This window comes from Pedobacter sp. Leaf250, from assembly GCF_920984735.1.
In the GTDB taxonomy this organism is placed as follows: Bacteria; Bacteroidota; Bacteroidia; order Sphingobacteriales; family Sphingobacteriaceae; genus Pedobacter.
Genome location: NZ_CAKLBU010000014.1, coordinates 48,354 through 60,603, shown reverse-complemented (window position 1 = coordinate 60,603; position 12,250 = coordinate 48,354). Strand labels below are relative to the sequence as shown.

The following is a 12,250-nucleotide window of genomic DNA, read 5'->3' as shown; positions in this document are numbered from 1 at the left end:
AGCTTATCTTTTCTATTTAACCGCAAACTTTGTTAAAGGTTTTTTAAGTTTGTGTGTAGTTTCTCGTGTTCCATTCTTAATTCGTCGGTTTAAATTTACGGTTCGTCGAATAAACGTATATTTCAGTAACAAAGCTTCTGGTAAATCCTCTAAAACATATAAATTGAAAGCATGAAACACATTAAAAACTTTCCTCTAGAACTCATGTTCTGGCTGACAGCTTTAGTGTTATTGGCAACAGCTAATGGTCATGAGCATCACTTTACACTTTGTCCGCTGGCCAATTTAGGTTACGAGGGTTGGTGTCCGGGATGCGGTTTGGGGAGGTCGATAAGCCATATATTTCATGGTCGTTTTACCGAAAGCTTTTCCCAACACTGGTTTGGCTTTCCAGCACTTTTAATTATAATTTATAGAATTTATACATTGATAAAAAATAGAAATAAGTTTAAAATTCAAACAACAAATACATAGAAACCATGGATATATTTCAATCGCCTTTAATGTCGTTACCAGGTATAACGCCAGAAGAATACGCCTACTTACAACAAGCAACAACAGGGTTAAACGAGCAGCAATTGCGTAACTTCTTAATGATTTACGGTAGCCGCAGAAAGCAACCATCAGAAATTTTATTGCTTGCCTTAATCGGATTTTTAGGCTTCGCCGGAATCCACCGTTTTGTAATCGGACAAATTGGTATGGGGATTTTATATTTCTTTACCGGTGGTTTATGTGCAATTGGTACCATTGTAGATGTGATTAACCACAAAAGCCTGGCATTTGAGTACAACCAGAAAGCAGTTTTCGAAAGCTTACAAATGGTAAGAATGGGCGGCGGATTTCAGCAGGCATAATTAATTCATCTTAACTCACGAAGTTTCAAGGGAAGCGGGCGTTAGGAGACTTCGTAAGTTTTGAAAATAATTCTTTTGGAAAGCAAAGACAGCATCTTTTTTTAATGTTTGTCCCGCTATACACTACAAGTCCGCACCCGAAGAAAAATCGGGGCGGGCTTTTCGTTACTATCGGGTTTAGATGGCAAAGATTGCAGCGCATGGTTAAAACTTAGCGTTTTAAGCTTGCCATCATCTTGATTGAAGCGCAGCGGAACAGGTAAATCTTTGAACATTGCAGTTCGACTTAAAAAGATTTCTCGGCATCGCTCGAAATGACGATTGGATTGATAATTCCCTTTTTTACTATCAAAAAAAACCACAAACAAAAAACCTCAAATTACATATCTTTATACCATGAGATTATCAGAAATAACTAATTATCTGGAAAGCATTGCGCCATTAAATTATCAGGAAGATTACGATAATTCGGGCTTAATAGTTGGCGATCCAAATATGGATGTTCGGGCGGCGTTAGTGGCTTTAGATTGTATAGAATCAATTGTTGATGAAGCGATCTCAACAGGATGTAACCTCATCATTACCCATCACCCAATTGTTTTTAAAGGGTTAAAAAAACTTAATGGAAAAAATTATGTGGAGCGGGTAGTGTTAAAAGCCATCAAAAATAACATCGCTTTGTATGCCATTCATACCAATTTGGATTCGATTCATACAGGTGTAAATGCTCAAATATGCAAGCGCTTAGGCTTGACGGGAACGAAAGTACTTTCCCCAAAAACAGGAATTCTAAAAAAGCTGGTTACTTATTGTCCGCATGCACAAGCCGAGCAATTACGTTCTGCTTTGTTTTATGCCGGCGCCGGTAACATTGGAAATTATAGCGAATGTAGCTTTAATGCCGATGGAATTGGAACATTTAAAGGAAACGAAGCGTCTGATCCTTTTGTAGGCGAAAGGGGGATACGCCACCGTGAACAGGAAGTTCGGATCGAAATGGTTTATCCCACCCAAGTTGAGCGAAAAATATTGGTAGCACTTTTCGAAAATCATCCTTATGAAGAGGTCGCCTATGATATTTATCAACTCGAAAATAAACATGAAATGGTTGGATTAGGAATGGTAGGCTGGCTGGAATACGATATGGATGCCTATGATTTTCTACATTTAGTTAAAGACCGGATGCAGGCTAAAGTGGTTAGGCACACCGATGTAATTGGTAAAAGGATTAAAAAAGTGGCTGTTTGTGGTGGCTCTGGAAGTTTCCTTTTAAAAGAGGCCATTGCCGCCGGAGCAGATGCCTTTATCACCGCCGATTTTAAATACCATGAGTTTTTCGATGCGGAAGAAAAAATCATCATTGCCGACATTGGACACTTTGAAACTGAACAATTTACCTCAAATTTATTGCTTGAAATTATTCAGAAAAAATTTACTAACTTTGCAATCCGTTTAACGGAGCAAAATACAAACCCCATAAATTACTTGTTTTAATGGAACAAACCGTAGAACAAAAGCTAAAAGCTTTATACGAATTACAAAATATCCACACAAAAATTGATAAAATCCGTCAGGTACGTGGCGAATTACCAATGGAGGTAGCCGATTTAGAAGATGATGTTTTAGGATTAGAAACTAGAATTTCAAAAATTAAAGGCGAACTTGATGATCTTGAGGATTCAATCGTAAACCGTAAAAATACAATCAAAGATGCTCAAGCAGCAATCAAAAGATACGATACTCAATTAAAAGAAGTTAAAAATAACCGTGAATACGATGCTTTAACTAAAGAAATTGAAATTCAAGGTTTAGATATCCAGGTTTCTGAAAAGAAAATCAAAGAACATGGTTTCGAAATCACTTCTAAAACTGAAATCTACGAAGCTGCCAAAGCTGAGCTAGATGGCAGAAAAAAAGATTTAGATATTAAAAAGGGCGAACTTGATGTAATTACTGCTGAAACTGAAAAAGATGAGCAGGATTTACAAAAGAAAGCTGATAAGGCAGAGCCAACTATCGACGAAAGATTATTAATTGCTTACAAACGTTTACGCAAAAATGCAATTAACGGTTTGGCAGTTGTAACTATTGACCGCGATTCTTGTTCAGGTTGTTTTAACCAAATTCCACCTCAACGCCAGTTGGATATTCGTCAACGTAAAAAAATTATCGTTTGCGAACACTGTGGTCGTATTTTGGTTGATGAGGCTTTAACTCACGAAGTAGCAGAAGCTTAATACATTGCTTAAAAAATTTTAAAAACGTTCTGATGAAAATCAGGACGTTTTTTGTTTATACGCAAAACAAGAATGATATTTAAGCGTTAATGTAAATATTTATTAAAAATTTGAAATCCAATTGCTGCAAAAAGGATTCAAAGAATACTCATCCAAATGATTAAATCGTTGCGCTTATTTACGTTTTCACTATTACTGGTTTTTCCACTTTCGCTATTCGCAAACTTTGATTTTAATGCCAATTGTTTAAACGCTTATAAAAGTATCTTCGAACTTAAATTAGGCAACGCAAGGGCTTACATTTCTACTGAGAAGAAGCAGCATCCTAACAATTCCATCATTCCACTATTAGAAAATTATGTCGATTATTTTACCGTTTTAACCTCTGAAAGCAAAGCAGATTTTGATCGTTTAAAAGGTAATAAATCATCCCGGTTGGATCAAATAAGTGATGATGATAAAAGCTCTCCATATTATTTATATGCACAGGCTGAAATCAATTTACAATGGGCATTAATTCGCGGGCGGTTTGGAGAATATTTTAATGCGGCCATGGAAATAAAAAAGGCCAACGGATTGCTGCAAGATAACGTAAAAAAGTTCCCTGGTTTTCATTTAAATATGAAAGGATTGGGTTTAATTAATGCTGTACTAGGAAACCTTCCAGATGGAGCATTAAAAAGTACTTTATCAACTTTTGGAATAAGGGGAAATCTTCAAACAGGCTTAAATATGTTCGAGAAGCTGGCTGATAATTTGCCAAAATCATCGTATGAGCCCTTTTATGAAGAAGTAGTTTTTTACTATTCTTATGTATTAAGTGATGTTGCCCACAGCACTGCAGCTTATTCGAAAACGATGAAATACACCGATCGAATTGCTGATACCAGCTTATTGAAAAGTTATTTGCGAAGCTATGTTTGCATTAAAAATGCACATAATGATGAGGCAATTGCCATTCTTGCAAAAAAGCCAGAAGGAGCACTTTATCAACCTTTCCCCTATCTGGATTATTTGGAAGGCGTTGCTCATTTAAACAAATTGGATTTAAATGCAGGCACTTACTTTAATCGTTTTTTAAGCACCAACAAGGGCGTAAGTTATATTAAAGACGCTAACCTTCATCTGGCATGGATTGCGCTTTTAAAAGGCGATAAAAATGGATATTCAACCTTTATCGCAAAGGCCATTAATAATGGTTACACTTATAATGAAAAAGATAAACAGGCGAAAAATGAAGCGTCTGCGCCGCAACCGTCAATAGAATTGTTGAAAGCAAGGTTATTGTTTGATGGTGGTTATTTAACGAAGGCGCTGCAAATCCTTGATGGCAAAAAAGCCGATGACTTTTCATCAGATAAGGATAAAGCTGAGTACAGTTACCGTTTGGGAAGAATATACGATGATTTGGGTAAAGATGATGAAGCTTTGAGCGCCTACCAAGCAACAATTAATCAAGGGAAAAATTTAAAATATTATTTTGCCGCAAATGCCGCTCTACAAATGGGCAAAGTGTACGAAAAACGTAAAAATACAGTAAAAGCTAAGGACGCTTTCAATACAGCCATTGCCATGAAAAATCATGAATATGAGAACAGCATAGAAAGCCAGGCTAAAGCAGGATTAAAACGTTTAGCTAATTAAAAACGATAAATAAAAGCATTAATATGCATGCCTGCACCAACTGATGCAAAGACAGCAACATCTCCAGCTTTCACTTTGTAACCCTTAACTTGCTCTTTTAAAACCAAATCTAATAAGGTTGGTACTGTAGCTACAGAGCTATTGCCCAGCCAGGAAATCGTCATGGGAACTAAATTTTCAGGTACGGTATCTTTACCATAAAGCTTAAACAAACGTTTCATAATTGCAGTATCCATTTTTCCGTTGGCTTGGTGTACAAAGACGATGTTTACATCATCAACGCTTAGCCCTGCTTTATCGATCGCTTTTTTAATTACCTGCGGAACCTGTACCACAGCAAACTCATAAAGTTTGCGCCCATTCATTTTAAGGTAATAATTTCCACTGTTTTCTTCGGGATGATAACCCTTGCCCATAGTTAGGAGATTGCCATAGTTTACGGCATGCGTTTCAGTTTTGTGCGCCAGAATCCCTTTCTTTTCGTCCTCTTCTTCTTGTGCCTGGAATATTACGGCTCCTGCACCATCAGAGAAAATCATGCTGTCGCGATCGTGTGGGTCGATAATTCTGCTTAAGGTTTCTGCGCCAATAACCATTACGCTTTTGGCATCACCACTTTTGATATAATAATCTGCTTGTATAGAACCCTGTACCCACCCCGGACATCCAAATATGATATCGTAAGCCACACAATCAGGATTAACAATACCTAAATGTTGTTTTACTTTTGAGGCCAAAGAAGGCAAAATATCAGTACGGTTGCTTCCGAGTGGAATATCTCCAAAATTATGGCAAAAGATAATATAATCTAAGGTTTCTTTATCAATACCGGCATTTTCAATTGCTTTTTCGGCCGCTTTGGCTCCAATATGATTGCTCAATTGTTCTGGACAAGCATATCTGCGCTCCACGATTTCAGTGATTTCGGAAAACTTATGGATAATCTCAGAATTCTCTTTTTCGAGCTGTGTTCCGTTCTCGAAAAAAGTTGAATTTAAGAATTCGTTACCAGATATAATATTTTCAGGGATATAACTTCCTGTACCGGCAATTACCGTATTTATTACTTTGCTCATAAATTATAATACCGCATACTAAAACGGTATGTAGTATAAAACTATGGTTAATAAATTAGAAACGGAAATTTTTTAAGAAAAATCATCAATTAAAAACACAAACAACTCCTTTGGGCCATGTGCGCCCAATACTAAGGTTTTTTCAATATCAGCCGTTCTACTCGGCCCGGTAATGTTACTGATCATCGATGGAATTTGGTTTCCATATTTATTTTTTAGAAGCTGAAATGCGTCTTTTAAATCCAATACCAACTGGCTTGTTCTGGCAATTACAATATGGTGATGCGGAAAAATGCTTAATCTTCTGCCCGCTGCACTTTGATTGGTAACCATTACGCTACCATTTCTTGCAATTAATGCTTCACATAAAGTAATACCTACTTCGGCCTGTTCAAAATCTTTATCCGTTTGATAAAATGGAAATTCATACTTAGATAAAAATTCTTGAAGCTCGGGTTCCCAGCAGTAAATTTTTCGCCACTTAAACCTATCTGCCAATTGAAGCATATTTTCAAAAAAATCAATTCCATCTTCGCAAAAGATAAAATTTCCTGAAATAGCGGTTAGTTGCTCTGCAAACAATATTTCAAGCTCTTCGGTATTTTTTTTGTACAAAGGATACTCCTCAAGATTTGGATAAGGATTTTCACGCTTCTCTAAAAGCGCCTTCCTTATTTTTTTCAAAATCTGTTCTTTTGCCGTGGTATTATCCTTCATTATCAAATAAAATGAACCGTCTTAAAACGGATGAAACCTTGAATTTTTGAGGTTCAAGGTTTCAAACTTATGTATAATTGTTTTTATATGCAATTAAGCATACGCTACTTATTCTTTCTCCGAAGCTGGATTTACACCTGTAACTTCTTTATTGATATCTGTATCGCTAACACCATCATGAATCAAGCCTTCAGCAGCCGGACTTTGATCGCCAGTACCGTTTACAAATTCATCATAGGTTGTACGTGTATCAAAAGGACGTTTACCCAAAATTTCCTCTAAATCTGCCTGGAATAAAATTTCTTTTTCCAATAATTTTTGAGCTAATTTTTCTAATCCATCTTGTTTATCTAATAATAATTGTTTGGTTTTGATATATACATCACCAATCAATTTACGAACCTCTACGTCAATCAATTCAGAAGTTTTTTCAGAATATGGTTTATTGAAATTATATTCATTTTGAGGATCGTGAAAAGAAACATTTCCAACTGCTTCATTCATACCATAAATACTAACCATGGCATAAGAAAGTTTGGTAATGCGTTCTAAATCATTTTGCGCACCAGTAGAAATTTTACCAAAAGTAATGTCCTCTGCTACACGGCCACCCATCGTCATGCACATACCATCAATTAATTGCTCTGTTGTATATAAGAATTGTTCTTTTGGTAAATATTGCGCATAACCTAATGCTGCAACACCACGTGGTACAATGGAAACTTTAACCAACGGATCTGCATGTTCCAAGAACCAGCCAGCAATAGCATGACCTGCCTCATGATAAGCAACGATTCGTTTCTCTTCTGGAGAGATAATTTTATTTTTCTTCTCTAAACCACCAATTACACGGTCAACCGCATCTTGAAAATCCTGCATATCCACCTGCTCTTTGTTTCTACGAGCGGCAATAAGCGCAGCCTCATTACAAACATTGGCAATTTCTGCACCAGCAAAACCAGGTGTTTGAGCCGATAATTTTTTAGCATCAACTTCTTCAGCAGTTTTAATTGGTTTAAGGTGAACATTAAAAATATGCTCACGACCAACTAAATCTGGTTTGTCAATAGATATTTGTCTATCAAAACGTCCCGGACGCAATAATGCTGAATCCAATACATCCGGACGGTTGGTCGCAGCAAGAATAATGATTCCAGAATCTGTTCCAAAACCATCCATCTCTACCAATAACTGGTTCAGTGTGTTTTCACGCTCATCGTTTCCACCCATCACACTGTTTTTTCCACGAGCACGGCCAATGGCATCAACCTCATCAATAAAGATGATACATGGTGCTTTATCTTTTGCTTGCTTAAATAAATCTCTCACACGTGATGCACCCACACCCACAAACATTTCTACGAAATCAGAACCTGAAAGTGAGAAAAATGGAACCTGCGCCTCACCCGCTACAGCTTTCGCCAATAGCGTTTTACCCGTACCCGGAGAACCAACAAGTAATGCACCTTTTGGAATTTTACCACCTAAGTTGGTATATTTTTTAGGGTTTTTAAGGAAATCTACAATTTCCATTACTTCTTGTTTAGCTTCTTCTAAGCCTGCAACATCGTTAAAAGTAATGTTAACTTGACTTTCTTTATCAAAAAGTGTTGCTTTCGATTTTCCAATACTGAATATTTGACCGCCACCAGCGCCACCGCCGCCCATTCTGCGCATCATAAAAATCCAGAAACCGATTAATAAAAGTAATGGTAAACCAATGTTAACTAGTAAGCCTAAGAAAGGATTGCTGCGGCTATCTTTTTCTGCCAAAATTCTAGGCTGTGTTGTTGGAAGATCTTTTTGAGATTCTGCCAATTGCTTATCCAGGCCATCCATTGTACCGGCATTGAAATATACTATCGGGCCACTATTAGCTGTCGAAAATCTGCTGGTACTTTTATATTTTTCGTATTCGGGTTTATCTAAGGCCGATTTTTTAATGTAAACTTCCACTTTAACTAAGTCTTCACTTTTGTAAGCAACCAGTTTTTCTACATCTCCAGTCAAAAGCATTTTGCTTTCGAATTCTGGATAATCAACTTTTTTACCACCATCACCAGAAAATAAAACCTGGGCAGCTATGATAGCAACTATAATTGCCGCATACACCCAAAAAATATTAAACTTTGGTCCTTTTTTTGGTTTTTTCGGGATATTAGGAATTCTCTTTCCCGGTTTTTTGTTTTCGTTTGTATTTTGATTATCGTTCATTTTTCTTTTTCAAAATGGTTCTAGAGGTTATGCGCTTTTGTAATTTGTACTTTCTGCATCTCCCCACAATTCTTCTATGCCATAAAAATGGCGTTTTTCGGTTTTAAAAATGTGCACAACCACATCAAAATAATCAAGAATAATCCAATCGGCCGATTCGAAACCTTCCTTATGTCGAGGATCGGTTTGAGTGGCCTTGTAAATTTCTTTTTCTACACTATCGGCAATTGCTTTCACTTGAGTGCCAGAATTTGCACTCGTTATAATAAAATAATCTGCTACAGATGTATGAATATTTTTTAAATCTAACCGCACTATATCTTCTCCTTTTTTCTCTTGTATGCCATGAACGGCCAATTCAGAAAGGTATGTAGAAAGGGCTACTATTTTCTTTTTTACCATTAAAATGCTTTAATTTTGGAATTACAATATTATAAATTCAACACTTGCAAAATAACACTTTTTCGACACTATTTGTTGGTCAAAATTTAATCAAATTAAAAGAAGTTGATTCTACTAATAACTTTTTAAAAGAATTGGTGTCAAAATCCGAGCCATTACCCGAAGGGACTGTAATTATGGCAGACAATCAATTTGCCGGTAGAGGACAACAAAATAGTGTTTGGCAAAGTCAGGTAGGTAAAAACATTAGCACCAGTATATACCTTAAGCCATCTTTTTTACCATTAGATAAACAGTTTTATCTTAATATGGCTGTTAGTTTAGCCATTTGCGATACTTTATCGCATTTTATCCCGACTGGCATAAAAATAAAATGGCCCAATGATATGCATCATTTTGACAAGAAACTGGGTGGCGTTTTAATAGAAAACTCACTGACAGGCTCAAGAATAAAATCATCCGTTATTGGCATTGGCTTAAACATTAATCAAACAGATTTTCCAAAAGAAATTGAACATCGAGCCACTTCTGTCATTCAGATTTTACAAAAGGAATTTCAGCTGGAAGTAATTATGGAGAAATTATTCGTTTTTATGGAGAAATACTACCTAATTTTGAAATCAGGAAAATTTAGTATCTTGAAAAATTATTACCTTGAAAAGCTATATAGGTTAGGAGAATCAGCATATTATAAAGAAAATGGTGAGGTTTTTGAAGGAGTGATTAATGGAGTTGATGAAAATGGCAGGTTATTAGTGGAAGTAGCAGGCTGCCAAAAGTCGTTTAACTTTAAAGAAATTGAATTTACACACACAAAATAAACACATAATGAAAAAAATCACACTGGCGTTATCAATGGTATTATTTACTGTTGCTGCGGCATTTGCTCAAATTGAAAAACCAGTAACTTGGTCTTACGCAGCAAAGAAAGTTAGTAAAACTGAAGCTGTTCTATATTTAAAAGCCACAATTGATGACAGATGGCATATCTATTCGCAAAATGTTAAAGATGGCGGCCCCGTTAAAACCACTTTCGCTTTCTCACCATCGAAAGATTTTTCTTTGATAGGCAAAACCGCGGAGCCTAAAGCCATTACCAAATATGAAGATACATTTAAAATGAATGTAAGTTTCTTTGAAAAATCGGTAGTTTTTACCCAAAAGGTTAAATTGAACAAAGCCACTACTACTGTAAAAGGTAAGGTAGAATTTATGGTTTGTAACGACAGGCAATGTTTACCACCAGAAGAAGTACAATTTAGCATACCCGTTAAATAATTGAGAATAAAATATTTATGTAACAGTCCCGAATAGTTTCGGGACTGTTTCTTTTTAAAGTAAAATCTAGGCCAGAACAGGCTTAAACTAAAGGCGTTTATAAAATAATTCTTAATTTCACGCCTCGAACACACAAAACACACAAATGAAAAAGGTCTTATTATTGTTATTAATGGCTACAATGCTTTTTGCATTGCCTGCTGTTAAGGGTTATGCTTTAGTAACTCAAGATACCACTGCAGCAACTCCGCCCGATGATATTGTTTTTACCGAGGTAGGCTCGGCACAAGATAGTGCATCGAATAACATTGTTAAAGATACTGTTAAAAAAGAAACCAAAGCCATTACAAAGCCTGTAGCCAAAGCTGCAGAAACTGAAAAACTTACACTTTGGCAAACTTTTATCAAGGGTTTGTTTGGCGGATTTCTTGCCTTTTTAATGCCATGTATTTTTCCTATGGTTCCTCTTACCATTAGTTATTTTACAAAACGAGCCGGAAGCAGAAAAAAAGGAATTGGGCAAGCCATTATCTATGGAATATCGATTATTGTTATTTACGTTGTTTTCGGCCTTTTAATTACCTTATTATTTGGGTCGAGCAAATTAAATGAGTTAAGCAGCAGTGGTTGGTTCAACTTCGCTTTTTTTATATTGCTCATTGTGTTCGCAATTTCGTTCTTTGGTGCATTTGAAATTACGCTACCCAGTTCATTTGTAAACAAAATCGATCAGAAAGCGGATAGCAGCAAAGGTTTAGGAGGCATATTTTTCATGGCTGCTTCTTTGGCTTTGGTATCCTTTTCTTGTACAGGGCCGATTATTGGAACTTTGCTTGTTGAAGCAAGTTCAAAAGGAAATGTACTCGGCCCGGCGGTAGGTATGTTCGGTTTCGCCCTGGCTTTGGCTTTACCATTCACATTATCTGCAATTTTTCCTGGCTTTTTAAATAGCATGCCTAAATCTGGTGGATGGCTTAATAGCGTTAAAGTTTGCCTAGGATTTTTGGAATTAGCTTTAGCATTAAAGTTTTTATCAGCTGCAGATTTAGTATGGCATTGGGAATGGTTCGACAGAGAAGTTTTCCTTTGTTTGTGGATTGTTATTTTCGTATTGATGGGTATTTATCTGTTAGGAAAACTCAAATTTTCTCATGATAGTGATTTGCGATATGTTTCTGTGCCAAGATTATTTTTAGCTATTCTGTCTTTCTCTTTTGCGGTTTATATTTTACCTGGATTATGGGGTGCGCCAGTAAGTACCTTAAGTGGTTTGGCGCCACCAATGAATACTCAAGATTTTATCCTTGGGGGAAATGTTCAGCCGTCAGTAAGCTCATCAGAATTTCCTGTAAAAGTTAAATATAGTGAGGTTTTGCACCCACCTCGTGGTTTCAATGCGTTTTTTGATTTGGAAGAAGGTTTAGCCTACGCTAAAAAAGTAAATAAACCGATGATTATCGATTTTACGGGTCACGCTTGTGTGAACTGCAGAAAAATGGAAGATAAAGTTTGGATTGATCCTGAAGTGGGCCGTTTAATTAAAGAAGAATTTGTGCTGATCCAATTATATGTAGATGAAAGAGCGGCAAAAGTTCCTGCAAATCAGGTTCATTATTCTTCAATTTTACGAAAAGATACTGAAGACTTAGGTGCTTGGAATGCTGATTTTCAGGCAACAAAATATAACTCAAACTCGCAGCCATTTTATGTACTGGCAGGACATGATTTAAATACACTAGTTGCCCCACAAGGCGCAATCTTTGATGCCAAGGAATATGCACTATATTTGCAAAGTGCCTTAGATGTTTTCAAAGGAAAGAAATAA

The 12,250-nt window shown here is 36.4% G+C and carries 12 protein-coding genes; 8 read left to right on the top strand and 4 right to left on the bottom strand.

Going from position 1 to position 12,250, the window contains the following annotated elements; all coding sequences use genetic code 11:
- Positions 1-171 precede the first annotated feature (171 nt).
- The 5 genes from LUA91_RS13815 (at position 172) to LUA91_RS13795 (ending at position 4,738) form a co-directional block, all read left to right on the top strand.
- Positions 172-474 carry a DUF2752 domain-containing protein gene (locus tag LUA91_RS13815; protein WP_231426638.1) on the top strand — a complete coding sequence of 101 codons (303 nt, stop codon included), beginning with the start codon at positions 172-174 and terminating at the stop codon, positions 472-474.
- 5 nt (positions 475-479) lie between these two features.
- Entirely contained in the window at positions 480-857 is a 378-nt protein-coding gene (locus LUA91_RS13810) for a TM2 domain-containing protein (RefSeq protein WP_231426637.1), read from the top strand.
- A 396-nt stretch (positions 858-1,253) separates the two neighbouring features.
- Positions 1,254-2,351, top strand: coding sequence for a Nif3-like dinuclear metal center hexameric protein (locus LUA91_RS13805; RefSeq protein ID WP_231426636.1), 1,098 nt, complete (start codon positions 1,254-1,256; stop codon positions 2,349-2,351).
- On the top strand, positions 2,351-3,094 hold the full coding sequence (locus tag LUA91_RS13800) for a zinc ribbon domain-containing protein (protein WP_231426635.1): 744 nt from the start codon (positions 2,351-2,353) through the stop codon (positions 3,092-3,094). The genes LUA91_RS13805 and LUA91_RS13800 overlap by 1 nt, the downstream gene beginning before the upstream one ends.
- 156 nt (positions 3,095-3,250) lie before the next feature.
- Positions 3,251-4,738 carry a tetratricopeptide repeat protein gene (locus tag LUA91_RS13795; protein ID WP_231426634.1) on the top strand — a complete coding sequence of 496 codons (1,488 nt, stop codon included), beginning with the start codon at positions 3,251-3,253 and terminating at the stop codon, positions 4,736-4,738.
- Here LUA91_RS13795 and LUA91_RS13790 read toward each other — a convergent pair.
- From LUA91_RS13790 to rsfS, 4 genes are all read right to left on the bottom strand, one after another.
- Positions 4,735-5,814, bottom strand: coding sequence for a 3-oxoacyl-ACP synthase III family protein (locus LUA91_RS13790; protein WP_231426633.1), 1,080 nt, complete (start codon positions 5,812-5,814; stop codon positions 4,735-4,737). The genes LUA91_RS13795 and LUA91_RS13790 overlap by 4 nt on opposite strands.
- Before the next feature lie 72 nt (positions 5,815-5,886).
- On the bottom strand, positions 5,887-6,531 hold the full coding sequence (locus LUA91_RS13785) for an LUD domain-containing protein (protein WP_231426632.1): 645 nt from the start codon (positions 6,529-6,531) through the stop codon (positions 5,887-5,889).
- Between the two features lie 108 nt (positions 6,532-6,639).
- Positions 6,640-8,745 (bottom strand): ATP-dependent zinc metalloprotease FtsH, encoded by a 2,106-nt coding sequence (gene ftsH, locus LUA91_RS13780; protein ID WP_231426631.1) that lies wholly within the window; start codon positions 8,743-8,745, stop codon positions 6,640-6,642.
- Between the two features lie 27 nt (positions 8,746-8,772).
- Positions 8,773-9,147 (bottom strand): ribosome silencing factor, encoded by a 375-nt coding sequence (gene rsfS / locus LUA91_RS13775; RefSeq protein WP_231426630.1) that lies wholly within the window; start codon positions 9,145-9,147, stop codon positions 8,773-8,775.
- 44 nt (positions 9,148-9,191) lie between these two features.
- On the opposite strand from rsfS, the gene LUA91_RS13770 reads away from it, so the two are divergent.
- The 3 genes from LUA91_RS13770 (at position 9,192) to LUA91_RS13760 (ending at position 12,250) form a co-directional block, all read left to right on the top strand.
- Positions 9,192-9,968 carry a biotin--[acetyl-CoA-carboxylase] ligase gene (locus LUA91_RS13770; RefSeq protein ID WP_231426629.1) on the top strand — a complete coding sequence of 259 codons (777 nt, stop codon included), beginning with the start codon at positions 9,192-9,194 and terminating at the stop codon, positions 9,966-9,968.
- A 7-nt stretch (positions 9,969-9,975) separates the two neighbouring features.
- Complete coding sequence (locus LUA91_RS13765; protein ID WP_231426628.1) at positions 9,976-10,425, top strand: protein-disulfide reductase DsbD domain-containing protein; 450 nt, start codon at positions 9,976-9,978, stop codon at positions 10,423-10,425.
- 145 nt (positions 10,426-10,570) lie between these two features.
- Complete coding sequence (locus LUA91_RS13760; protein ID WP_231426627.1) at positions 10,571-12,250, top strand: protein-disulfide reductase DsbD; 1,680 nt, start codon at positions 10,571-10,573, stop codon at positions 12,248-12,250.